The sequence below is a fragment of the Mycolicibacterium sp. MU0050 genome, from assembly GCF_963378085.1.
GTDB lineage: Bacteria > Actinomycetota > Actinomycetes > Mycobacteriales > Mycobacteriaceae > Mycobacterium > Mycobacterium wendilense.
The window spans coordinates 1,799,882-1,824,050 of record NZ_OY726395.1; the positions used below are offsets into that span (position 1 = coordinate 1,799,882).

The following is a 24,169-nucleotide window of genomic DNA, read 5'->3' on the forward strand; positions in this document are numbered from 1 at the left end:
CAACACCGCCAGGCCGGTCAGGGTGGAAGACATGTCCGTCCCCGCCCTGGAACTGCTGCTGGGGCCGGACGCCGCCGCCATTCTCGCGGCCGCCGCCGGCGCCTACGACGCGGACCTGACGGCCCTGCGGGTCGCCGACGCGCACGTCGCGCCGACCGGCGGCGTCCGGGTCCGCTACCTCGCGGATGTCCGTCGCGCCGACGGCGGCGTGCGCCGCGAGGTGTTCGTCGCCGCCACCGGCGACCGCATCCCGGCCGGTGCGGCGGTGCTGGCCGGTGAGTTCGCCGGCGCATCCGTCGAGGTCGGCGTGTGGCGCTGGTCCCAGGACCCGGCGCTGCCGGGGATGGCGGTGATCAACGATCCGGCCCGGCTCGCCGAGGTGTTCGAGGCCGCCGGGTTGGTGCCGCCGCCGGACCCGCGGGTGACCGTGCGCGCCTATCGGCCCGGTCAGCGCGCCGTGGTGGAGGTCGCCTCGGCAACCGTGCCGGCGGCCCGACGCTGGTTCGTGAAGCTGGTGCGCCCCGAGACGGTGGCGGACCTGCAGCTCCGACACCGACTGCTCGGCGCGACGCTGCCGGTGCCGCCGGTCGCGGCCGCCGACGAGCGCGGCTTGATCGTGTTGCCCGAGGCGCCGGGCACCGTCCTGCGGCAGGCGATCGACGCCGACGCGGCGCTGCCGTCGCCGCGGGCGCTGAGCGAGGTCCTGGACGCGTTGCCGACGCGGCTGCTGGACCTGCCGGCCCGGCGCGGGCACCTGCAGCGCATCGAGGATTCCGCGCGGGTCCTGGAACTCACCGGTACCCGCGGCCCGGGGGAGCTGGCGCAGCTGCGAGCGTCGGTAGCCGACCAATTGCGTTCGGCGGCAACCGATGCGCGCGGCACCGTCGTGCCCGTGCACGGTGACTTCTACGAGGCTCAGGTGCTGGTCGACGACGGGCGGGTCAGCGGGATCATCGACGTCGATTCCGCGGGTCCCGGTGAGCGGGTCGACGAATGGGCCAACCTGCTGGGGCACCTGTCGGTGTTCGGCCTCGGCAACCCGCGGGCGGCGGCCTACGGCGCCGAGGTGCTGGCCCACGTCCGGTCGCAGACCGACGCCGAGGACCTGGCCGTGCGGACGGCGGCGGTGGTGTTCGGCCTGGCGACCGGCCCGTTCCGCACCCAGCGCGAGGACTGGGTGCAGCGCACCCGCCAACGTCTCGAGCTGTCCCGACGGTGGTTGACGAGCATGAGAACTCACTCATCTGCGGCTCCCGCGGCCCTCATCTTCGCCACCGACGATTGAACTGTAAGAACGAAACCCGCCGAACTAGGAGAGCACCATGCAACGCCCAGCCCACTGGAAAGTCGTCACGGTCGGTGTGGCCCTGACCGGTCTCGGCATCGCCGGTGCCGGTGCCGCCGCGGCGGCCGACGCGCCGGCGCCCACCGCCGGCACCGCGAGCATCGAGGCGCCGCTGCACGCCGGTGCGCCGCAGGTCGAGTTCGCCGCGATGAACGACGACTGGACCGACACCTACTGGGACGACGTCAGCTACCAGAGCCACGACGACTGGAGCGACACCTACTGGGACGACTGACCCGCACCGGTTCGACGAGGACGCGTACCCGCCCGGGTACGCGTCCTTTCTGCGTCGGCCCGGCGGATATGCCGCCGTTTCGGCATCCGCAGTGCAAGGGTGGTGGGCATGTCTACTGCCGACACCTCCACCGGCCCCCAGGACCGCACGGTATTCGGGCATCCCATCGGTTTGACCAACCTGTTCGGTGTCGAACTGTGGGAACGGTTCTCGTTCTACGGGATGCTCACCATCCTCGGCTACTACCTGTACTACTCGGTCACCGACGGCGGTCTCGGCCTGGCGCAGAGCACCGCGACGGGCATCGTCGGCGCGTACGGCGGCCTGGTGTACCTGTCGACCGTCCTGGGTGGCTGGATCGCCGACCGAGTCCTGGGGATGGAGCGCACCGTCTTCTACGGCGGCATCGTGGTGATGGCCGGGCACATCGCGCTGGCGGTGTTGCCCGGCATGACCGGGGTGGGCGTCGGGCTGGTGCTGGTGGCGCTGGGTTCGGGAGCCTTGAAGGCCAACGCGTCCTCGCTGCTGGGCACGCTGTACGCCAAGGGCGACCCGCGCGCCGACGGCGGTTTCACGCTGTTCTACCTCGGCATCAACATGGGCGCGTTCGCGGGGCCGCTGATCACCGGCCTGCTGCAGACCCGGGTCGGTTTCCACTGGGGCTTCGGCGCGGCCGCGGTCGGGATGGCGCTGGGGCTGGCGCAATACGTGTTCTTCCGGCGCAACCTCGGCTCGCACGGTCGCGACGTGCCGAACCCGTTGCCGCGCAGCGCCGTCGGCAAGAGCTTGGCGGTGATCGCCGCGGCGATCGTCGTCATCGTCGCGGTCATCGCGCTGGGCTGGGTGACGCTGGCGAACCTGTCGCAGGTGACCACCCTGGTGATCGCGCTGGCCTCGATCGCGTACTTCGTGATCATGCTGACCAATTCGCGGGTGACAACCGTGGAACGCACCCGGGTGCGCGCTTTCATCCCGCTGTTCGTCGCCAACGCCGTGTTCTGGTCGCTGTTCCAGCAGATCTTCACGGTGCTGGCGGTCTACTCCGACGAGCGGATGAACTGGTCGGTGTTCGGTTGGACGGCGCCGTCGAACTGGATCGGCTCGTTCGAACCGGTGTGGATCATCCTGCTCTCACCGCTGTTCGCGATCATGTGGACGCGGTTGGGCAACCGGGCGCCCACCACGCCGCGCAAGTTCGCCTACGGCGTCATCGGAATGGGTTTGGCGTTTCTGTGTTTCGTGCCGCTGGCGGGTACGGCGGGCCGCTCGGTGCCGGTGCTGATCGTCGCGGCGATCATGGCGGTCTTCGCGATCTCGGAGTTGCTGCTGTCGCCCATCGGGTTGTCGGTGACCACCAAGCTGGCGCCGGAGGCGTTCCGTGCGCAGATGATGGCGCTGTACTTCTTCTCGGTGGGGCTCGGCACGGCGATGTCCGGGGTGCTGGCCGGATACTACGACGCGGCCCGCGAGTTCGCGTACTTCGGCATCCTCGGTGCCGTGGCGGTGGTGGTCGGCGTGCTGGTTCTCGCCGTGGCCCCGTGGATCAGCCGGCACATGGAGGGCGTGCATTAGCGCGAGGCGGCGGTGTTCGCGGCCGCCTGCGCCTGCTGCAGCGCATCCTGGACCGGCAGGCGGCCCAGGAACATCTCGTCGAAATACGGCTTGAGCGCGGCGAAACCGGCGGGGAACCCCGTGCCGCCCGGCGCGCTCAGGCGGGGGCCGTCGAGCACGTCGAAGAACGGGCTGACGTCGACCCCACGCCGCGCCCAGTAGTCGTGGTAGACCGGCTGCGCGCCCAGCACGGCCGGGATGGCGGCGCCGCCGGCGCCGAGGTGGGCGTTGCCCTCCGTGCTGCCCAGCCAGGCCAGCACCCGGCGCGTCGTCTCGGGGTGCCGGGTGGCCGAATTGCCCGCGGCGGCAATCCCGTTGGTGACGCTGACCCGTCCGGCCGGGCCGCGCGGCAGCAGCGCGACGCCCCAGTCGAAGTCGGCCTGGGCGACGTTGGCCAGGTTGTAGGTGCCCGACTGGAACAGCGCCATCCGGCCGGCCAGGAACTGATTGCGGGAGAAGTCGCCGTTGTCGTTGGTGGCCGAGGCCGGCGGCGCCGCGCGGTCGGTGTTGATCAACCTGGTCAGGTACTCGAACGCCGTTGCGGCCTGCGGGTTGTCGAACACGAAGCGGTCGCCCGAGGAGAACTCGCCGCCCGCCGAGCCGATGAAGTTCAGGTAGATGCCCTGCAGGTCGTTGGCAGCGTTGTAGCCCCACTGGCGGATGCGGCCCGGGTCGAATCCCGGGGTGCCGGCGTGCCGACCCTGTGCGTCGAGGGTCAGCCGCATCGCCAGCGGGCGCAGCGTGTCGTCGGCGGTGCCCCAGCTCAGGTCGTCGAGGTCGGCCGGGTCCACGCCGGCGCGCCGCAGCAACTCGGTGTTGTAGTACAGCGCGATACCGGCGTCGGTCAGTTGTGGTACGCCCCAAAGGGTTTGGTCGCGGGTGAACTGCTCGACCACCGACGGCTCCCAGTCGGGTGCGGGCGTGATGGGGAGCAGGCGCCCGCTGTCGGCGTAGCCGGCGAAGTAGGCGTTGCTGATCCAGAAGATGTCGTCGGCGCTGCCGCCGGCCACGTCGGTGCGCAGCGAGTCGAAGTAGCCGGCATAGGCGACGACGTTGATCCGCACCTCGATGTCGGGATTGGCCGCGGTGAACGCGTCCAGGGACTGCCGGTAGGCGCCCGCCACCTGCTCATCCCACAGCCGCAGGGTCAGCAGCGTGCGCCCCGCCGGCGCCACCTCCCGGCCCAGCCACACCGCCGCCGCCAGCAGGCTCACGATCACCCCGAGTACGCCCAACGCGAACAGCGTCGAAAACCGCAGCCTAACCATGCTGCGGCTCCGCGGCCCACTCGCCGAAACCGACGAAATGCCCGATTCCTCTCGCACAAACCGGCCCAAAGGTGAGTTTGGGCGCACCTCGGGGGGCACTCATTTGAGCCCCGTGAGGACGATGGAGCGGGCGATGTGCCGCTGGGAGGCGAGGAAGAGGACGATCAGCGGCGCCATCGCCAGGGTCGTGGCGGCCATCACGAGCGTCCACTGCGCGTTGTACTGCGACTGCAGCCCCGCGGTGGCCACCGTGAGCACCCGCCATTGCGACCCGCTGGTGATCACCAGCGGCCACATGAACGAATTCCATTGCGAGACCACCGTGATCAACGCCAACGTCACCAGGATCGGCCGCGACGACGGCAGCACCACATGCACCAGCACGTCCAGGGTGTTGGCGCCGTCGATGCGGGCCGCGCGTTCCAGGTCCCGGGGAATCCCGCGAAAGTGCTCGCGCAGCAGGAAGATCGCGTAGGGCGAGCCGAACACGAACGGCAACACCAACGCCCAGAACGTGTTCCGCAACCCGAGCTGGGCCATCATCAGATACAGCGGCACCACCGTCACGGTCGCCGGCACCATCAGCGTCGCGATGTACACCCAGAACAGCGCGTCGCGGCCGGGAAACTCCAGCCGCGCGAAGGCGTAGGCCGCCAACACCGAGAACGTCAGCTGTCCCACCAGGATGACCGCGGTCATCAGCGCCGTCACCACCAGCGCGCGGCCGAAGCCGAAACCCGCCAGCCCGGTGTAGTTCTCCAGCGTCGGCGGGTCGGGCCAGGACAGCGGCGACCCGGCGGCGAACTGCTCGGCCGAGGTCAACGACGTCAGCAGTCCCAGCGCGAACGGCGCCAGCGTGATCACCGCGCCCACCGCCAGTCCCAGGTAGACCAGCCACAACCTAGGTGAGGTCATAGCTGATCCGTTTCCGGAAGTACAGGTGCTGCGCCACCGTGATGCCGACCAGGATGACGAACAGCACCAGCGCCATCACCGCGGCCCGCCCGATCGCGGCCGCGCCGAACGCCTCGGCGTAGATCCGGTGCGCCACCAGATCGGTGCGGTGCTGCGGGCCGCCGGCGGTGAGCGCGTAGACGGTGTCGAAGACCTGCGCGGCGCTGATCACCCCGGTCACCGCAACGAAGAACAGCGTGGGCCGCATCATCGGCAGCGTGATGCGCCAGAACCGCTGCCACGACGACGCCCCGTCGATCTCCGCGGCGGCCAGGACCTGCGGCGGAATCGCCAGCATCCCCGCTACGAAGAACAACGTCGTGTAACCCACCCCGGACCACACCGTCACGGCCGAGACCACCGGCAGCGCCAGGCCCGGGTCGGTCAGCCAGTCGATCTGTCGGCCGAGCACCGTGGCGACGGCACCGTCGGTGGGCGCCAGGATCCAGCGCCACAGCACGGCGATCGCCAGCGGCGCACACACCCAGGGCAGGACATAGATGGTCCGAAACGCCCCGCTGCCCGGCAATTCCCGCGCCAGCAGGGTCGCGGCCACCAGGCCGAGCGCCATTTGCGTCGGCACCACCAGCGCGATGAACGCCACGGTGACCAGCAGCGAGTTGCCGAACACCGGGTCCGCCAGCACCGAGCGCCAATTGTCCAGTCCCACATAGCTGATGGGCCCCAGCAGGTCCCAGCGGTGCAGGCTCAGCCACACCACCACCAGCATCGGCAGCAGCAGGAAGGCCAGGACGCCGAACAGGCTGGGCGCCAACAACGCATAGCCCACAGCCGTGGATCGCGCGCGCCTGGACATGGGGACATTAAACGCTGGATAGGCTGCGAAGGTGATCACCCTCGACCGGCTCGTCAACGTGCTCGGCGGGTACGGCGTGGTCTCCCGCCTGGGTGCGGTGCCGCGGTCGACCGAGTTGCGCAGCGTGGTGCTGCCCGAACCGTCCGAGCCGCGGGTGGCCGGCGACGTGCTGCTGGCCCTGGGTGCCGGGTCGGTGGCCGAGGGCACCCGGATGGCCCGCGCCGCCGGCGCCACGGCGGTGCTGGTACGCGCCGACGGCACCGCCGACGCCGACGACGTGGCCGTGCTGCAGGTCGACCCGTCGGTGCCGTGGAGCGAGTTGGCGGCGGTGGTCTACGGCCTGGTGCTGGAGGGCCGCGAAACCGAGTCGGGGCGCGGACCCACCGACCTGTTCGCGCTGGCCGACACCCTGGCCGACGCCGTCGGCGCGCCGCTGACCATCGAGGACCGGCACGCCAACCTGCTGGCCTATTCGCGCGGGCAGGCCGACGCCGACCCGATCCGCACCCAGACCATCCTGCGGCGCCGCGCTCCCGACGCGCTGCGCAGGCTGTTCGTCGAGCGCGGCGTGTATACGCGGCTGATGGCCGGCGACGAACCGTTCTTCGTGCCCCCCGACGACGCGACCGGGATGCGCGGCCGCATGGTGGTCGCGGTGCGGGTGGGCCGTGAGCTGTTGGGGTCGGTGTGGGTGAGCAGCCCGAAGACGCTGCGCGGGGGCGCCCGCCGCGCGCTGGCCGACGGCGCGCGCACGGTGGCGCTGCACCTGCTGCGCTCCCGGGCCAGTGCGGATCTGGAGCGGCAGGTCGAGTCCGAGGCGGTCATCCGGTTGTTGGAGGGCACCCCGGATGCGGCGAGCCTGGCCAGCCGGCTGGGCCTGCCGCCGTCGTCGCTGCAGGTGATCGCGGTGCGACCGCGCGCCGAGGCCGAGCCGCACACCGTGTTGTTGATGGCGTTCGAGCAGGCCACCGCCGGTTTCGGGTGGTCGCGGCCGGGCCGCAGCGCGGTCGTGGAGAACGTCGTCTACACCGTCTTGCCGGTCGACTCCGACGAGTCGGCGCGCAACTGGGTGGCCGCGCTGGGGGACGCGCTGCCGGAATCGTCGACGTTGTGGGCGGGGATCAGCGGCCCGGCCACCTCCGAGGAGCTGGTGGCCGCGCGCCGGGAGGCCGACGAGTGTCTGGCGCTGCACGAGGCGACCGGCGGGGATCCGCCCAGGTACGACGAGCGCTGGGACGACATCCTGCTGCAGCGGCTGCGCGCGGCCGCGGGTTCGGGGCGCGGGCCCACCCGCGGCCCGGTCGCCGAGCTGATTCGTTACGACGACGAGCACGGCACCCCGTTCGTGGCGACCCTGCGGGCCTGGCTGGAGGCTCAGGGCGACGCCGCGGGCGCGGCCGAGATCCTCGGTGTGCACGAGAACACCGTCCGCAACCGGCTGCGCAAGCTGATCCGGGTGGCCCGGGTGGATCTCAGTGACCCGCGCAAACGGATGGCGTTGATGATCGAATTGGCGGCACTCTAGGCGTTGTGCTATCCCCACAATTCGCGGGGTCCTCGTTGTGGATGAACCACATGAGCTGTGGTCATCGCTGACTCATCATGGAGGTAACGACTAGGGGAGGTGAACGCGATGACCGAGCGCATCGACGGCGGGCCACGCTCTGTCGTCGTCGTGGGCGCCGGCATCGTCGGGCTCTCCACCGCCTGGTTTCTGCAGGAGCGGGGCATCGAGGTCACCGTCGTCGACCGCGAGGGTGTGGCCGCCGGTGCCTCCTGGGGTAACGCCGGCTGGATCTCGCCCGCGCTCACGATTCCCCTGAACCAGCCCTCGGTGCTGCGCTACGGCCTGAAGTCGCTGTTGAGCCCGTCGGCGCCGCTGCACATCCCGCTGCGCGCCAACTTCGGCCTGTGGCGGTTCCTGACCAAGTTCGCGCTCAACTGCCGGCGGTCCCGTACCGAGCACGTGATCAACGCCAACCTGCCGCTCAACGAGGAGGCCCTGGAGGCCTACGACGTCCTGATCGACAATGGCGTTGACGCGCCGCGCCTCGACGCGGCGATCACCGCGCTGTTCGAGAACGACGCCCAGGCCGGCGAACTGCGCCGCGAGTTGCAGGACATGCGCGCCGCCGGCCAGCACATCGAGGTCACCGAGTTGTCGGGACCGCAACTGCGCGAGCGGGTTCCGCTGGCGGCGGCGTCTGCCACCGTCGGGCTGGCCGTCGAGCATCAGCGCTACGTCGACCCGGGGCAGTTCGTGACCGCCTTGGGCCGCGCGGTCACCGAGCGCGGCGCCCAGATCCGCGAGCTGCGCGTCACCGACATCACGCATTATCGGGGCCAGATCGCGGTGCACGCCTTCGGCGGCGAGATGTTGGTCGCCGACGCGGTGGTGCTGGCGACCGGGGCCTGGCTGAACGACCTGACGCATCGTTGGTTGCGCACCGATGTCCGTGCGGGGCGCGGATATTCGTTCACCGTGCCGGTCGACCGTCCCATTCCCGGTCCGATCTACCTGCCCACCGCGCGGGTCGCGTGCACGCCGTATCAGGACGGCCTGCGGGTGGCCGGCACCATGGAGTTTCGCGGACCCGACGACCCCCTGGACTCGGCGCGGGTGCGCGCCGTGGCCGCATCGGCCGGTCGCATGCTCGACGGCGTGCGCTGGGATCAGATGCGCGACGTCTGGGTCGGTCCGCGCCCCGTCACCGCCGACGGGCTTCCGCTGATCGGCCAACTCGACGACGGTGTCTTCGTCGCCGGGGGACACGGAATGTGGGGCCTTGCGCATGGCCCTGTCACAGGCCGGCTGCTCGCCGAGCAGGTCAGCACCGGCAAACAACCCGACGCGCTGCGGCCCTTCGAGCCGTACCGGTAAGCCTCCACCCACGTCGTCAGGGGCGGTGCGGAATGCCACCCGCCCCTGACGACAGCCTTTCCATCCAAAGGAGTTCACAACCATGACGACCGCACAACGCATCTGGCTGACCCCCGCCGCGCACGAGAAGTTGCGGGAAGAGCTCGAAACCCTGCAGCGGTGGACCGACGACAACGACGACTCGTCCGACCAGAACGCCGAGGCGGTCCGTCGCGCCAATCAGGCCCGCATCCAAGAGATCCACGAGATCCTCGGGAACGCCACCGTCGGCGAGGAGCCGCCGAACGACGGCGTCGCCGAGCCCGGCATGGTGCTGACCATCCGCTACGAGGGCAGCGACGACACCGAGGAGTTCCTGCTGGGCACCCGCGGTGCCGACTACGGCGGCATCGAGGTCTACTCACCCAGCTCCCCGCTGGGTGCGGCGATCAACGGTGCCCGCGTGGGCGACGTCCGCAGCTACGAGCTGCCCAACGGCAGCTCGCAGGAGGTCACGCTGCTCAGCGCCGTGCCCTACGGCCTGCACAGCAGCTAGCTCGGCGCTCGCGCACAACGCGCCCTCTGCCCGCCCGGTGCTCTCGCCGGGCGGGCAGATCGCGTCGGCCGTAACACGCCCTACCTTCGGCGATGCCAGTCGTCGTCGCGCCCGCTACAGTGCCAATCGTGACGGCCCGCCGTGAAGTCGACGCTGATTTCCTTGCCCTGCCGCGCCACGAGTTGGCGGCGGCGGCGTTGGAGGCCGCCGTGGCCGCCGGCGCCAGCTACGCCGATCTGCGCATCCACCGCATCGCCAACGACGTGGTGCACATGCGTGACGGTGAACTCGAGACCGCCGTGGAGTCCCGCGAGATCGGCTTGGCCGTGCGCGTGATCGTCGACGGCACTTGGGGCTTTGCCTCCAACGCCGAGCTCTCTGTGCAGGTGGCAGCGGACACCGCCCGGCGGGCGGTGTACGTCGCGAGGACGCTGGGCCCGTTGAACACCGAGCGCATCGAACTGGCCGACGAGCCGGTGTACCGCGACGCGCACTGGGTGTCGAGCTACCGGGTCGACCCGTTCACGGTGCCGACCGCGGAGAAGATCGAGCTGCTCGGCGAGTATTCCGGGCGCCTGCTGGCCGCCGACGGCGTGGACCACGTGTCCGCGGGGCTGAACTGCGCCAAGGAGCAGACCTTCTACGCCGACTCCTTCGGGTCGTCGATCACCCAGCAGCGGGTGCGGCTGCAGCCGCTGCTCAACGCGGTGGCCGTCGACGCCGCCTCGGGCACCTTCGAATCCATGCGCACCCTGGCGCCGCCGATGGGGCGCGGTTGGGAGGCGGTGCGCGACGACGAGGTGTGGGACTGGAGCGGTGAATTGGCGCAGCTGCCGGAGCTGCTGGCCGAGAAGACCAAGGCCCCCAGCGTCACGGCCGGCCCGACGGATCTGGTGATCGATCCGACCAACCTGTGGCTGACCATTCACGAATCCATCGGGCACGCCACCGAATACGACCGCGCCATCGGTTACGAGGCCGCCTACGCCGGCACGTCGTTCGCGACCCCGGAGAAGCGGGGCATCCTGCAGTACGGGTCGCCGGTGATGAACGTGACCGCCGACCGGACCGTCCAACACGGTTTGGCCACAGTCGGATACGACGACGAGGGGGTGCAGGCCCAGAGTTGGGACCTGATCCGCGACGGCATCTTCGTCGGCTACCAACTCGACCGGGTGTTCGCTCCGCGGATGGGTGAGCAGCGCTCCAACGGCTGCTCGTATGCCGATTCGCCGCACCACGTGCCGATCCAGCGGATGGCCAACGTCAGCCTGCAGCCCGCCGATCAGGACATCACCACCGCCGAACTGATCTCACGCGTGCAGGACGGCATCTACATCGTCGGCGACAAGTCGTGGTCGATCGACATGCAGCGGTACAACTTCCAGTTCACCGGGCAGCGGTTCTACCGGATCCGCGACGGGCAACTCGACGGTCAGCTACGCGATGTCGCCTATCAGGCGACCACCACCGAGTTCTGGAATTCGATGGAGGCCGTCGGCGGTCCGTCGACGTGGCAGCTGGGCGGGGCGTTCAACTGCGGCAAGGCCCAGCCCGGGCAGGTGGCCGCGGTCAGCCACGGCTGCCCGTCGGCGTTGTTCCGAAAAGTCAACGTGCTCAACACCCGCGCCGAAGGAGGCCACTCGTGATCCCGGCACAGCAGGTCGTGGACATGGTGTTGGCCGAGGCTGCCCGGCTCGGTGGGGTCGACGAGACCATCGTGATGGTGCGCGACACCGCCGACGCGTCACTGCGCTGGGCGGGCAACTCGATGACCACCAACGGTGAATCGGTGCAACGCAGCACCATCGTGATCTCGGTGGTCCGCTCGGGTGAGGCCGCCAAGGTCGGTTCACTGAGCAGCACCGACGTTGAGCCCGCCGCGATTCCCGCGCTGGTGGCCGCGTCCCAGAACGCGGCGCGTTCGGCGCCGGATGCCCGCGACGCCATGCCGCTGCTGACCGGCACCGGCGCTCCCGACGACTGGGATCAGGCGCCCGCGGCGACAGGCGCCGACGCCTTCGGTGGGGTCGCCGGCGCGCTCAGCCGGGCCTTCGAGGGTTCGGACAAGCTGTACGGCTTCGCCCATCACGTCGTCGAAACCACTTATCTGGCAACCTCTACCGGTGTGCGGCGGCGGTTCGTCCAGCCGACGGGGTCAGTGGAGATCAACGCCAAACGCGGCGAGGCCAGCGCGTGGGCGGGAACCAGCACGCCGTGGTTCGTCGAGGTCCCGGTCGACGCGATGCTCGAGGAACTGTCGATGCGGCTCGGCTGGGCCCAGCGGACGGTCGAACTGCCGGCCGGTCGGTACGAGACGCTGATGCCGCCGTCGACGGTCGCCGACATGATGATCTATCTGGGGTGGACGATGGAGGGTCGCGGCGCCCAGGAGGGCCACACCGCCCTGTCGGCGCCCGGCGGCGGCACCCGGGTGGGGGAGAAGCTCACCGATCTGGGGCTGACGCTGTACTCCGACCCGTTTGCGCCCGGCCTGGAGTGCACCCCGTTCGTGTCGGTGGGCGGTTCCTCGGAGACCATGTCGGTCTTCGACAACGGCATGGACCTCGAACGGGTGGACTGGATCCGCGACGGCGTGATCAACGCGCTGGCCTACCCGCGGGCCGCGGCCGCCGAGTTCGACGTCCCGGTGGCGGTGCCCTGCTCGAATCTGCTGATGACCGGCGGCACAGCCGAATTGGCCGACATGGTGGCCGCCACCGAGCGCGGTCTGCTGCTGACCACGTTGTGGTACATCCGCGAGGTGGACCCGACGACGCTGTTGTTGACCGGGCTCACCCGCGACGGCGTCTATCTGGTCGAGGACGGCGAGGTGACCGCGGCGGTGAACAACTTCCGGTTCAACGAGAGCCCGCTGGACCTGCTGCGGCGGGCCACGCAGGCCGGCATCGCGGAGGTGACGTTGCCGCGGGAGTGGGGCGACTGGGCCACCCGGGCGCGGATGCCCTCGCTGCGGATCCCCGACTTCCACATGTCGTCGGTGAGCCAGGCCCAGTAGCGGGCCGGCGTGCAGTCCTGCTAGTTGGCCTATACGGTGGTCGGTATGGGCGAGGTGCGTGAAGCCGAGCATGGCCGTCCCACTCATCGACTGGTGCACCTGAGCGATACGCACATGGTCGGGATGGGGCGGTTGTACGGACAACTCGACGCGGAGGCTCGGCTCCAACAGATCCTGGACGGCCTACTGGCCTCGAAGACTCGCGTCGATGCGCTGATCTTCACCGGGGATCTCGCCGACCGCGGTGAACCCCAGGCGTACACCCGGTTACAGGAGATGGTCGCCCCGGTGGCCACTACGCTTGGGGCGCAGGTGATCTGGGTCATGGGCAACCATGATGACCGGGCGAGTTTCCGTGCGGAGTTCCTGCCGGCGGCGCCGGGGATCGGTGCGGTCGACTACGTCTACGACCTCGGCGGGCTGCGGGTGATCACCCTGGACACCACCGTGCCGGGGCACCACCACGGCGAGATCGACGATCAGCAACTGCAGTGGTTGGCCACCCAGTTGGCGACGCCGGCTCCGCACGGCACCATCCTGGCGATGCACCATCCCCCGGTGCCGTGCATCCAGGATCTGGCGGTGCTGGTCGAACTGCGCGAACAGGCCCGGTTGGCGTCGGTGCTGCGGGGGAGCGACGTGCGGGCGATCCTGGCTGGGCACCTGCACTTTTCGACGACGGCCACCTTCGCGGGCATCCCGGTGTCGGTCGTGTCGGCCACCTGCTACACCCAGGACCTCACTACGCCCGAGGGCTCGCAGCGCGGACGCGACGGCGCCCAGGCGAGCAACCTCGTCCACGTCTACCCGGACACGATCGTGCATTCGGTGGTGCCCATCGGTGCCTACCCGACGGTGGGGGAGGCGGTGTCGGCCGACGAGACCGCGCGCCGGCTGGAGGAGGCCGGGATCCGGATTCCCGGCGCTCAACTCCTACGGACGTAACGCGGTGCGGCTAGCCGACATCGGGGTCGGGGACCTCCCACGGCGCCGGCAGCGGGAAGTAGGACCGCAGGAACTTCCGCATGGCCTTGGCCCGCTTGCGCGGTGAGATCTCTTCATCGGCGTCGTCGTTGAGGCAGAAGAAGTCGACCGAGCGTTCTTTCAACAGCGTCTTCAGTTCCCGCAGACCGGCTTTGGTGGTGCTGTCGACGTAGCGGGCCCGCGCGTTGTGTTGCACCACGGCTTTGCCGTTGAGCAGCGCGTAATAGTGATACAGGGAATTGGTCACCGAGATGTTGTCCCGGGCTCGGAAGGGGCTGGCGGCGGTGGCCGCGAACTCGTCGGGGAATGCCCGTTCGATCTCGGCCATCACCGACTTGCGCAGCGGGGTCGGGGCGTGCGCCAAGTGTCGGGTGATCAGTGCGCCGTAGCGGTCTTGGAGCAGAAGCCGGTTGACGCGCGCGGAGTTCTCGAAGCCGCTGCGGTGAGGCTCCGGCGTCCCGAGGCCGATGCGGGTGTCGTCTTCGATGAACTTGGTGATGCCGCCGGGGGAGAAGAACATCTCCGGACCCACCGGCTGCCCGAAGAACATGTCGTCGTTGGCGTAGATGAAGTGTTCGGACAGGCCGGGGATGCGGTGCAACTGGGATTCGACGGCCTGCGAGTTGAAGGTGGGCAGGACGGCGGGATCGGCGAAGAATTCCTCGCTGCGCACGAACCGCACCCGCGGGTCGTCGGCCAGCCAGGACGGGCGGGCGCAATCGGTGGCGACGTAGATCTGCCGGACCCACGGCGCGTACATGTGCACCGACCGCAGCGCGTACCGCAGTTCGTCGACCTGGCGGAACCTGGCTGCGGAGGCGTCCCCGGCGCCGAGCACGTGGCCCGACAGCGCTGCGGCGCGTTGCCGTTGCCACTGCTCGTCGGCGCCGTCGACCCAGGAGAAGACCAGGTCGATCTCGAAGGTGACGTCGCCGACGTGGGGGTCGAACATGTGCCGCAGCGTCGGCCAGGCGTGGCCGTAGCGGTGCACCGTGGTGCGCGCGGCCTCGCGCGCGGGAATGACGCTGCGCGTGAGCGCATTCGGGACCGGCACCTCGATGGTGTCGTCGGTGTACGACCACAGCTGGATCTGCACTCCGATCTCCTGCTCGCGGCGCAGGCCCTTGTTGGGCTGGGTTCGCGGCCGAGCGAGCTGAAGAATGCGGGTGTCGGGGGTCACGTCGAACACGGTGTCGCCGGGGACCGGTTCGTGCGGCCCCGCGGTGTCGAGGGCCGTGCAGAGGACGGGCTGGCGGGTCTGGGTCAAGGCCGCCGCGAAGGCGTGCCGATCCGCGCGGTCGATGGCGATCACCGGTCGCCGGTCGTTGCCTCGGACGAGGAGGTAGTCGAGGCGTGCTTCGGTGAGGACGGCGCGGACGAACAGCAGGTCCTCCACCATCGCTTCGTGGGGGGTCGCCACGGGGTTCGGCAGGAGATGCCTGACGCGCGGGCGGAGCCTCTTCGCCGTCTTGCTTCGCCGGGACAGTGGGGTCGGTCGCTGGTGCTGGATCGACGTGGGCGGCGCGGTCTCCGCGGGGCGCGTTCCCGTGGGCAGCAGGGTGGTGCTGGGGTGAGCGGTCTCTGTGTAGTTCATCGGGGTGGTGTCTGAATCGAGGATTTGGGCACTCTCCAGTCGTCAGGGGTCAGGGAATGCCGCCATTGTACCCGCTGACCTGCGGGAATATCCCGACGTCCTAAGGGGGTACGTTGTTCAGCCGGTTCCGGTGCCGCCCTGCCCGCGGGGCTCATCTTGTGAGGTGAAGCAGTTGCGATAGCCCACCTCACAGCGACAAACGAGCGACACGCGGTTGTAGATCGTCGGCTCGGCCCATCATCTCGGGAGGTTGTCGCTGTGAGGCGGGCCACGCGACTATTGACCGGAGCGCCGGGGCAGATGTGCCAGCGGTCAGCCCGACGCGGCGCGGGCACCGCTGAGTGACACCAGCGTGGCGAACTCGTCCTCGATGCCGCGGGCCAACACGTCGGCGTCGGCGTGTGCGGCGTCCGCGGTGACGGACAGGCACAGCTGGTCGTTCCACGTCAACGCGATCACGCTCGGACCCATCCCGTGGTACAGCGGGCCGGCGGGATAGAACTGGGGCACGGGCAGGTCGAGGAACAACGGTTCGTCGACGACGACCCCGCTGCCGTTGGACACGATGACGTTGCACGGCCAGGAGATCTTCTCGGCCAGGCGCCGGCGTTCGATGGTGCGGAACAGCGCGGTCACCAGCGGCCCCGGCACGTACTCGTTCCATTGACGAAACAGGTTGACGCCGCGTCGTTCCTGCACGTCCTTGACCGCGCGCGCATGGTCGGCGATAGCGGCGAGGCGGGCCAGCGGGTCGGCGATGTCGTCGTGCAGGTTCACCTTGAGCACGGTGGTGGTGCCGACCCCCTCGGTGATGTAGTCGGAGGTGTCCGCCCCGCGCATGGCATACGGGACCGCGGCGACCAGCGGGCGGTCGGGCAGGGCGCCCCGATCGCGCAGCGCGTCGTGCAGGGCCTTGCCCACGCAGTGCAGCAGCACGTGATTGACCGTGGCGGAATGGGTTTCGGCGACTCGTCGCACCTGCTCGATCGGCAGCGCGACCACCGCGGCCGTCGAGGAGCCCGACAGCGTGCAGTTGAACGCGGTCCGCGGCGCCTTGACCTTCAGGTGGCGACTGGAGCGTTCGGCCAGCACGGTCCGGGTCGAGCGGGCCGCCAGGGCGGGCAGGCGCCGCAGCCGTCGCCACTTGCGCCGCATGCCATCGGCGACGATCGCGGCGGGGCGGGCCGGAAATGTCACCTCGTCGGGCGTATGGCGGGCGGGCAATGCCGCGAGGTCGCCGGATCGCATCAGGTAGCCGACGACGTCCATCGCCGAGTCGCCGTCGACCAGCAGGTGGTGCACCACCGAGATCAGGTAGCCGCGCTGCTCGTCATCCTCGACGACGTAGATGTGCCACAGCGGCTTGCTGCGGTCCAGATGGGTGGCGCGCACCTGCGCCAACGCCTTGGCGGCCCCGGCCGGCCCGCCCGGCGCCGGCATCGGCAGGACCGTGACGTGGTCGCGGACGTCGACGTGCGGTGCGGTGACCAGCATCGGACGGTCGGGGTTGAACCACGGATCGTAGAGAACCTTGCGGTACGCCGGGATGAGGTGGATTCGGCGGGCCAGCGCGGCCACGACGTGGTCGTAGAGGCTGCCGGACACCTGGCTGCGGTCCACCGGCACCAGCGTCATGCCGTTGCCGACCTGTAGTCGGGTCTCCTGGTAGAGCTGCCAGGCGTCCATGCCGCCGATCCGTTCGGCGCGCTTGCGAGACATCGGTTCCTCGGGGTGTCAGGGATAGAACTGGCGGACCCAGTGGCGGTACTTGCCGATGGGGCGGTCGGCGGCGGTCAGCTTGGGGTGCTCGAGATACACCTTGTCGTCCCAGATCAACTGGTCGCGTTGGACCTCGTAGCTGACGACCTGCAGCACAATCCAGCCCATCAGTCGTTCCACCGGGGCGATCAGTTTGCGCAACAGCCGGTTTCGGGCCTTCTTCTTGGGGCTGATGCCGATGTAGATGTCCACCTCGCGCGGGGCGACCGGAGTGGGCAGCACCATCTGGCGCACGGTCCAGCCGCCCTGGATGACAATCTCCACCAGCGAGAACCCCAGCCCGATCAACACCGAGTTGAAGTGGAAACGAATCCCTCCGATGATCGGAATCGGTTTGGTGCCACCGTATTCGGTGTGCAGCCTGGGTCCGTCGGTTTCCATCGGTTTGGGCACGACGAAATTGCGGAACTTGTGAATGGTGGCGAAATGCAGGTGGTCCAAGCCGTTTTCGTTGACTTCCTGCGGATGGGTGTGGAAGTGCAACTTCTTGGTCGAGATGGGGTGCCAGTCGGGGTCAGACTCCGGCAGCTCCAACTCGAAGCTCGGTTCCTGCCCGGGCGGCCCGTGATAGACCATGATCATGCCGAGGTGGTTGCGCACCGGGAGGGTCCGCAGGGCCGCCCCGCGCGGCGGTTCACCGTCCGGGGTGGACACGCAGCGGCCCGAGGGGGCGAACTTGAACTGGTGGAACGGGCACACCACCGACTCGCCGTCCACCCAACCCCGTCTGCCGATGTGGGCGCCCAGGTGCGGACAGTACGGTTCGACGGCCGAGAGCGCGCCTGATGCGGTGCGGAACAGGACGATCTCGTCGTCGAGGAAGCGGCGGGTGAGCACCTTGCCCGGCTTGAGTTCGTGACTGAAGGCCACCGCATACCAACTGTAGGGATAGGGCGGCAGCGGATCACCGTACTTTTCGGTACTGTTCGGCGCCACCGCCGTCATCGCGCGCTCCCTCCGTCTCTCGTTGAGTTGCGTTCACGCACAGCCGATTTCCCGCATTGGAATCCCGTCCCGCACAAATCTGCAACACGTTCTAGTTCTGTTCAGTAGTACACGGTTGGGTTTGTTGTTGCAACTCGCGGAGATATTGCGGGCGTGCGATAATCGCCCGCTGAGCAGGGCGGCGGGGAGGCATCGTCCGGTTGTACGCCCCGGCGGGCAGTCGATTCCGGCGTAGCCCGAGCTATCCGCGCAGCCGCTGCAACACGTCGGAGACCTGCTCCTCGGTGGTGGCCCAGGAGCACACCAGGCGGAACACCGGCGACAGCGCGTCCGGCTGGTGCACCGCGTAGCCCGAAATCCGCTCGCGGGCAGCGGGGTCCAGCTGTACGAAAACCTCATTGGCCTCGGTCGGCGCCGCCAACCGCAGGCCCATCGCGGTGAGCCCCCGGCTGAGCCGCGCGGCCATCGTGTTGGCGTGCGCGGCGGTCTGCAGCCACAGTCCGTCGGTCAGCATCGCCTCGAACTGCGCTGCGACAAACCGTTGCTTGCTCGCCAGCTGTCCGATCTGCTTCTGCACGAACCGAATTCCGTCGAATCGCTCCGGTCGGCGCACCAGCACGGCGTCGCCGAACATCTGGCCGTTCTTGGTGCCACCGACGGTCACCACGTCGGCGTCGGCAATGGCCTCCGCGGGATCGAGGTCCAGGGCCGCAATCGCATTGGCGATCCGGGCGCCGTCGATGTGTACCAGCAGGTCCAGCTCGTGGGCGCGGTCGACGAACTCGCGCAGTCGCGAAGCGGTCCACACACGGCCGTTCTCGGTGGACTGGGTGATGGTGACGATGCTCGGATGCGAATGGTGCACGTCGCCGCGGCGGGCGACCCGGCGCTCGAGCTCGGCCGGGTCGATGAGCCCGTCGTCGCTGGGTAATCGGGTGAGCTGGGCACCGGAGATCCGCACCGGGCCGCCCGCCTCGTCGAGCAGCGCATGCGCGATATCGCTGCAGAGGATCTCGTGCCAGGGCCGGGTGGCCGCACTCAGTGCGATGACGTTGGCCGCGGTGCCGGTGAGCGCGAACAGCACCTCGGCGTCGGGGCTGGCGAACAGGTCCCGCAGCCGCTGGGTGGCGTGCTCGGTGTAGGGGTCCTTCCCGTAGGCGCTGACGGGGTCCGCATTGGCGCCGATCAGCGCGTCGAGCACGGCCGGATGCACCGGCGCGGCATTGTCGGAGGCGAAGGCGGCGGAGACGGTCACGGCTCAGTCCGTCTCGGGTAGCCGGGCGCCGGTCGCCAGCTCGGCGTACTGCCGCATCAGCCGCAGCGCGGTGGGGCGGTCCAGCGCCGGGTCGCGTGCGACGACGCGGTACCCGAGGTAGTCCTCCATCGACATCAGCGTCATCGCGACGTCGGCAGCCGGCGAACCGAGGGCAAAGGCCCCGGCCTCGGCGCCGGAATGCAGCAGCTCGGTGTACAGCCCGACCTGGCGGTGGTAGATGCCCTGGACGTCGCTGCGCTGATCGAGCTCGAAGCCCGCGGCCAGGACGGCGCGCCAGATCGCGCGCCACTCCGCATCCTCGGGTCCGGTGGGCAGGCCCGCGGCGATGGTCAACGCCAGCTGGGTCGCGGGATCGGCGGTGTCCTCGATGACCTGTCGCCGGTCGTCGTAGAACCGGGCATCGGAGCGCAATGCCAGCTCGGAGAGCAGTTCGGCCATGTCCTTGAAGTAGTAGCGCACGGCGTTGGCGGTCAGGCCGAGCTCGCCGGCCACATCGGCGATGCGCAGGGTGACCACGTCGTTCCGCTCGATCAAAGCGATTGTCGCGTCCAGAATCTCGTTGCGGCGTTCGACTTGGCGGTTGGGGCGTGCCACGCGTCTGTTCTCCCAGCTCGGTCGGGGCCTGACGATGTCGACGGTACCGGCCCGTCAACCAGTTTCTCGATTCCGCTTGTGCAATCGCCGTCGAGGGGCCATTCTTTTCCCTTAGGTAAAAAAATAACCCGGGAGCACTGCATGCGGACGAGGGATCTCGGCATCGTCATCGGGGAACACCCGACGGGGCCGAACAACGCCATCACCGATGTGGCGGGGGTGCTTGTCGGGCACACCACGCTCGACGACGCCGGCCCACCGCACGTGCACACCGGGGTCTCCGTCGTCGTCCCGCACCGCGACATCTGGACCGAGCCGGTCTTCGCCGGTTCACACCGCCTCAACGGCAGCGGCGAGATGACCGGCCTGCAGTGGATCCAGGAATCCGGCGAGCTCACCAGCGCCATCGGGATCACCAACACGCATAGCGTCGGCGTCGTGCGTGACGCGCTGGTCGCCGCGCAGGTAGCCGTGCGCGGGGAGGGCGTCTACTGGTCGCTGCCCGTGGTGGGCGAGACCTATGACGGCCTGCTCAGCGACATCAACGGGTTCCATGTGCGGACCGAACACGTCGAGGCCGCGCTGAGCGCCGCCGCCGACGGGCCGGTCGCCGAGGGCAACGTCGGTGGCGGCACCGGGATGATCTGCCACGGTTTCAAGGGCGGGATAGGCACCGCGTCGCGGGTCACCGACACCGCCGCGGGTCCTTACACCGTCGGCGTTCTCGTGCAAGCCAACCACGGGCGACGAGAACGACTGCGGATCAACGGCATTGCGGTCGGTGAGCGCATCGGTCCCGACGCCGTGCCGCTGCCCGACGTGCCCGCGCACTACGAGCCCGGGTCGGGTTCGATCATCGTCGTGGTCGCCACCGACGCACCGCTGCTGCCGCATCAGTGCAACCGCCTGGCCCAACGCGCCGCGCTGGCGGTGGCCCGGGTGGGTGGGACCGGCGAGCAGTACAGCGGGGATCTGATGTTGGCGTTCTCCACCGCCAACCGTGGTATCCCGCCGTACAGCTGGGACGAGAATGCGGATACCGCCCGACCCGAGGTGGCGGTGCGCATGGTCGCCCCACAGCTGATGACCCGACTGTTCGACCTCACCATCGAGGCCACCGAGGAGGCGATCGTCAACGCGATGGTCGCCGCCACCACGATGACCGGCCGCAACGGCCTGACCGTCCACGCGCTGGATCACGACCTGCTCCGCACCGCCCTCGACCTTCAGGAGTCCCGATGACCGACGCCACCGTCGTCCCCGAGAAGCCCCGCCTGCAAGGCAAACTCGGCCCCGTCGCGATCGTCTTCATGGTGGTGGCCGCGGCCGCGCCGCTGACCGTCATCGGCGGAAACATGCCGCTGGCCATGGGGCTGGGCAACGGGGCCGGCGCCCCGGTGGGTTTCGCCACGGCTGCGCTGGTGTTGCTGTTGTTCAGCGTCGGATTCGTGACGATGACGCCGCACGTGCCCGAGGCGGGGGCGTTCTACTCGTACGTCACCGTGGGCCTGGGGGATCGGCTGGGCAAGGGCATTGCGGTGGTCGCGCTGATCGCCTACACCGCGATCCAGGTCGGCATCTACGGCTACATCGGCTGGGCCATCGACGACACCGTACGGTTCTACGGTGGACCCCAGATAGCCTGGCCCTTCTATTCTTTCGCGATTCTGGCGGTCGTCGCGGTGCTCGGGTACCGGCACATCGGACTCAGCGCCAAGGTGCTCGGTGTGGCGCTGGTCCTGGAGATCGGCATCGTCGCGGTCCTCGATCTGGTCATCGTCGCCAACCCCGGGCCGGCGGGAGTGACGTTCGCGTCGTTCACCCCGGAGGTGGTGGCCAGCGGCGCCCTCGGCATCGCGGTGCTGTTCGCGTTGACCGGCTTCATCGGCTTCGAGGCCACCGCCGTCTTCCGCGACGAGGCCCGCGACCCGCAACGCACCATCCCGCGCGCCACCTACGCGGCCGTGTTGATCATCGGCGCGTTCTACGCGATCACCTGCTGGGCGTTCGTGGTGGCGATCGGGCCCGACAATGTCGCCGCAGTGGCCCAGCAGACCCTCGACGGTGAAGCCAACATGCTGCTGGACACCACCAATGACACCCTCGGCCGACTGGGCCGCGACGTGGTCAACGTGTTGCTGCTGACCAGCCTGTTCGCCTGCGTCTTGTCCTTCCACAACGTGATCGCTCGGTACCAGTTCGTGCTGGGCGGCAAGGGGCTGCTGCCTCGCAGGCTCGGCGAGGTGCACCCCGGGCATCAGTCGCCGGCGTTCTCGTCGGTGGTGCAGACGGTGACCGCGATCGTCATTGTGGCGATCTTCGCGATTCTCGGAATCGACCCGCTCGTCGGTGTTTTCGGTTCGATGGCCGGCGTCGCGACCGTCGGGATGGTGCTGATGATGCTCACGACGACCACCGCGGTGCTGGTGTACTTCCTGCGCAACCCCGAGGCGGCGAGCGGACGGCTGTGGCAGACCCGCGTCGTTCCGGTGGCCGCCCTGCTGGGCTTGCTCGCCAGCCTGTGGCTGGTGCTGTCCAACTTCACGCTGGTGACCGGTGGCAGCGCGGGGCTCAGCGCGGTGCTGGCGGCGGTGCCGTTCACCGGGTTGGTGCTCGGGGCGCTGCTGTGGAAGCCCGGGCAGCGGGTGAACGCTGCCGGGTCTTCGCGGGAATTGTGAGGTGGGCTCGTCGACCCTTGGCTTCTGCACCCGGTGGGGTCGTGGGAACATAGTGGCCGCATTGATCGCGCCGGGGCGGTAGCTCAGTCGGTTAGAGCCGTGGACTCATAATCCATTGGTCGCGGGTTCGAGCCCCGCCCGCCCCACTTCAAAGGCCTGATTTCGAGGCTGTGCTGACCGCTTAGGCGAGTGCTCGTCTAGATCGAGGCTGCGTTGAGCGTGGGGGTTTCTCGCGTTTTGTCGCGGTGAGCGCTGTCTCGGTGTGGGCATGATTCGAGGCTGCGTTGAGCGTGGGGGTTTCTCGCGTTTTGTCGCGGTGAGCGCTGTCTCGGTGTGGGCATGATTCGAGGCTGCGTTGAGCGTGGGGGTTTCTCGCGTTTTGTCGCGGTGAGCGCTGTCTCGGTGTGGGCATGATTCGAGGCTGCGCTCAGCGTGGGGGTAACTCGCGCTTTTGCACGCTGAGCGCTGTCTCGATGGGGGCATGAATCGAGGCTGCGCTGACTGTGAGTGCTTCTCGCACTTTGTCACGGAGAGCGCAGCCTCGACGTAAGCCCAAGCCCACGAACCCAGACCTAGGGAACGAACCCAGACCTACGGAATCAGCACCAACCTTATCGGGTTCCCGTCCTTCTCCTCGAGCTGCCGCACGGCCTCCGGGGCTTGTTCCAGCGGCAGCACCGAGGACACCGATCCCTTCAGGTCCAGCCGACCCCACTCGGCGAGCCGCACAATCTGGGGCACATGCGGCGGCAGGTATCCGTAATGCCCGAGGATCTGCTGCTGATGCGCCACCAGGAAGACGCTGTTCTCCACGGCGATGGGGTGGCCGCTGATGCCGATGACGGTCAACCGCCCACCGGGGTTCAGCAGCGGCAGGATCTGCTCGTCCACGCCGGGGAAGCCCGCGAAGTTGAAGGCCGCGTCCAGGCCGCCGCCACCGAGCAGCTCGCGCAGCTGGTCGGCAAAGCGCGCATCGGTGGGATCCAGTGCCGCATCGGCGCCACGCTGCAGCGCGTTCTCGCGCGGGGCGGGCAGCGGGTCGATGGCCACGATCGGTCCGGCCCCGATCATGCGCAGCAGCTGCACGGCGTGAATGCCGAGACCGCCAACGCCCCAGACACCGACGGCCTCGCCGGCGGCAACCTTGGCGGTATGGGTGATCGCCGCCCACGGGGTCGAGACCGCGTCGGGGATGATGCACGCCTGCTCAAACGGCATGGCATCCGGAATGGCCACCAGCACTTCCTGCGGAACCACGACGTATTCGGCCCAGCCGCCGTCGTAGTCGACACCCATGGTGTCCACCCCCCACGGCCGCGGAATGACGGCCTGCAGGGTGACCCGATCGCCCTCGGTCCACCCGGTGACGCCCGCGCCCAGGGCCTCGACGGTGCCGGCGACCTCGTGCCCGAGGACGCGCTCGGCGTCGGCGTTGCGCAGTGGCCCCACCAGGCCGCTGATCAGGTGCACATCCGAGAGGCAGACGCCCGCCGCGCCGACCTTGACGCGGACCTCACCGTGACCGGGCGTCGGCCGGGGCACCTCGGTGATGCGGAAATCCTTCGTGCCGAAGTTGATGCGGCCGGCCTTCATGGTCGTCATGCGTCCTCCAGATGTCTCGCTCGCCTATACAGATCCAAACACATTGTCTATG

At 69.1% G+C, this 24,169-nt stretch carries 20 protein-coding genes and 1 tRNA gene; 12 read left to right on the top strand and 9 right to left on the bottom strand.

Annotated features, from left to right (window positions below; translation table 11 throughout):
• Positions 1–31: 31 nt before the first annotated feature.
• The 3 genes from R2K23_RS08565 (at position 32) to R2K23_RS08575 (ending at position 3,152) form a co-directional block, all read left to right on the top strand.
• Complete coding sequence (locus tag R2K23_RS08565) at positions 32–1,285, top strand: protein kinase family protein (RefSeq protein WP_316516017.1); 1,254 nt, start codon at positions 32–34, stop codon at positions 1,283–1,285.
• A 37-nt stretch (positions 1,286–1,322) separates the two neighbouring features.
• Positions 1,323–1,580 (top strand): hypothetical protein, encoded by a 258-nt coding sequence (locus tag R2K23_RS08570; RefSeq protein ID WP_316516020.1) that lies wholly within the window; start codon positions 1,323–1,325, stop codon positions 1,578–1,580.
• 108 nt (positions 1,581–1,688) lie between these two features.
• The gene (locus tag R2K23_RS08575; protein WP_316516021.1) at positions 1,689–3,152 is read left to right on the top strand and encodes a peptide MFS transporter; all 1,464 of its coding nucleotides are present in this window, start codon (positions 1,689–1,691) and stop codon (positions 3,150–3,152) included.
• Here the strand turns inward: R2K23_RS08575 and R2K23_RS08580 are convergent.
• The 3 genes from R2K23_RS08580 to R2K23_RS08590 form a co-directional block, all read right to left on the bottom strand.
• On the bottom strand, positions 3,149–4,459 hold the full coding sequence (locus R2K23_RS08580; protein ID WP_316516022.1) for an ABC transporter substrate-binding protein: 1,311 nt from the start codon (positions 4,457–4,459) through the stop codon (positions 3,149–3,151). The two genes, R2K23_RS08575 and R2K23_RS08580, sit on opposite strands and share 4 nt — an antisense overlap.
• A gap of 99 nt (positions 4,460–4,558) precedes the next feature.
• The gene (locus R2K23_RS08585) at positions 4,559–5,374 is read right to left on the bottom strand and encodes a carbohydrate ABC transporter permease (RefSeq protein WP_316516024.1); all 816 of its coding nucleotides are present in this window, start codon (positions 5,372–5,374) and stop codon (positions 4,559–4,561) included.
• A complete protein-coding gene (locus R2K23_RS08590; RefSeq protein ID WP_316516026.1) occupies positions 5,361–6,230 on the bottom strand; it encodes a carbohydrate ABC transporter permease in 870 nt (289 codons plus the stop codon). The genes R2K23_RS08585 and R2K23_RS08590 overlap by 14 nt, the downstream gene beginning before the upstream one ends.
• 31 nt (positions 6,231–6,261) lie before the next feature.
• On the opposite strand from R2K23_RS08590, the gene R2K23_RS08595 reads away from it, so the two are divergent.
• The 6 genes from R2K23_RS08595 to R2K23_RS08620 all read left to right on the top strand — a co-directional run bounded on the left by R2K23_RS08595 (position 6,262) and on the right by R2K23_RS08620 (position 13,610).
• Positions 6,262–7,755, top strand: coding sequence for a PucR family transcriptional regulator (locus R2K23_RS08595; protein ID WP_316516027.1), 1,494 nt, complete (start codon positions 6,262–6,264; stop codon positions 7,753–7,755).
• Positions 7,756–7,863: 108 nt separating this feature from the next.
• Positions 7,864–9,111, top strand: a complete 1,248-nt coding sequence (locus tag R2K23_RS08600; protein ID WP_316516028.1) for an NAD(P)/FAD-dependent oxidoreductase — start codon at positions 7,864–7,866, stop codon at positions 9,109–9,111.
• 82 nt (positions 9,112–9,193) lie between these two features.
• On the top strand, positions 9,194–9,646 hold the full coding sequence (locus R2K23_RS08605; protein ID WP_316516029.1) for a GreA/GreB family elongation factor: 453 nt from the start codon (positions 9,194–9,196) through the stop codon (positions 9,644–9,646).
• A 128-nt stretch (positions 9,647–9,774) separates the two neighbouring features.
• Positions 9,775–11,295, top strand: coding sequence for a TldD/PmbA family protein (locus R2K23_RS08610; RefSeq protein ID WP_316516030.1), 1,521 nt, complete (start codon positions 9,775–9,777; stop codon positions 11,293–11,295).
• Positions 11,292–12,665 (top strand): metallopeptidase TldD-related protein, encoded by a 1,374-nt coding sequence (locus R2K23_RS08615; protein WP_316516032.1) that lies wholly within the window; start codon positions 11,292–11,294, stop codon positions 12,663–12,665. Before R2K23_RS08610 ends, R2K23_RS08615 begins: the two co-directional genes overlap by 4 nt.
• 45 nt (positions 12,666–12,710) lie before the next feature.
• The gene (locus R2K23_RS08620) at positions 12,711–13,610 is read left to right on the top strand and encodes a phosphodiesterase (protein WP_316516035.1); all 900 of its coding nucleotides are present in this window, start codon (positions 12,711–12,713) and stop codon (positions 13,608–13,610) included.
• Between the two features lie 10 nt (positions 13,611–13,620).
• Here R2K23_RS08620 and R2K23_RS08625 read toward each other — a convergent pair whose 3' ends face one another.
• From R2K23_RS08625 to R2K23_RS08645, 5 genes are all read right to left on the bottom strand, one after another.
• Positions 13,621–15,048, bottom strand: coding sequence for a stealth conserved region 3 domain-containing protein (locus R2K23_RS08625; protein ID WP_316517149.1), 1,428 nt, complete (start codon positions 15,046–15,048; stop codon positions 13,621–13,623).
• A 507-nt stretch (positions 15,049–15,555) separates the two neighbouring features.
• Positions 15,556–16,962 carry a wax ester/triacylglycerol synthase domain-containing protein gene (locus R2K23_RS08630; protein WP_316516037.1) on the bottom strand — a complete coding sequence of 469 codons (1,407 nt, stop codon included), beginning with the start codon at positions 16,960–16,962 and terminating at the stop codon, positions 15,556–15,558.
• Positions 16,963–16,977: 15 nt separating this feature from the next.
• Positions 16,978–17,967 (bottom strand): Rieske 2Fe-2S domain-containing protein, encoded by a 990-nt coding sequence (locus R2K23_RS08635; RefSeq protein ID WP_316516038.1) that lies wholly within the window; start codon positions 17,965–17,967, stop codon positions 16,978–16,980.
• A gap of 241 nt (positions 17,968–18,208) precedes the next feature.
• Positions 18,209–19,222, bottom strand: a complete 1,014-nt coding sequence (locus R2K23_RS08640) for a threonine aldolase family protein (RefSeq protein WP_316516040.1) — start codon at positions 19,220–19,222, stop codon at positions 18,209–18,211.
• 3 nt (positions 19,223–19,225) lie between these two features.
• The gene (locus R2K23_RS08645) at positions 19,226–19,837 is read right to left on the bottom strand and encodes a TetR/AcrR family transcriptional regulator (RefSeq protein WP_316516042.1); all 612 of its coding nucleotides are present in this window, start codon (positions 19,835–19,837) and stop codon (positions 19,226–19,228) included.
• Positions 19,838–19,978: 141 nt separating this feature from the next.
• Between R2K23_RS08645 and R2K23_RS08650 the strand changes: the two genes are divergently transcribed.
• From R2K23_RS08650 to R2K23_RS08660, 3 genes are all read left to right on the top strand, one after another.
• Entirely contained in the window at positions 19,979–21,079 is a 1,101-nt protein-coding gene (locus tag R2K23_RS08650) for a DmpA family aminopeptidase (protein ID WP_316516044.1), read from the top strand.
• Complete coding sequence (locus R2K23_RS08655; protein WP_316516046.1) at positions 21,076–22,515, top strand: APC family permease; 1,440 nt, start codon at positions 21,076–21,078, stop codon at positions 22,513–22,515. Before R2K23_RS08650 ends, R2K23_RS08655 begins: the two co-directional genes overlap by 4 nt.
• Before the next feature lie 72 nt (positions 22,516–22,587).
• Positions 22,588–22,661 (top strand) — tRNA-Ile (locus R2K23_RS08660).
• A gap of 445 nt (positions 22,662–23,106) precedes the next feature.
• Here R2K23_RS08660 and R2K23_RS08665 read toward each other — a convergent pair.
• Positions 23,107–24,117 carry an alcohol dehydrogenase catalytic domain-containing protein gene (locus tag R2K23_RS08665; RefSeq protein ID WP_316516048.1) on the bottom strand — a complete coding sequence of 337 codons (1,011 nt, stop codon included), beginning with the start codon at positions 24,115–24,117 and terminating at the stop codon, positions 23,107–23,109.
• Between the last annotated feature and the right edge of the window lie 52 nt (positions 24,118–24,169).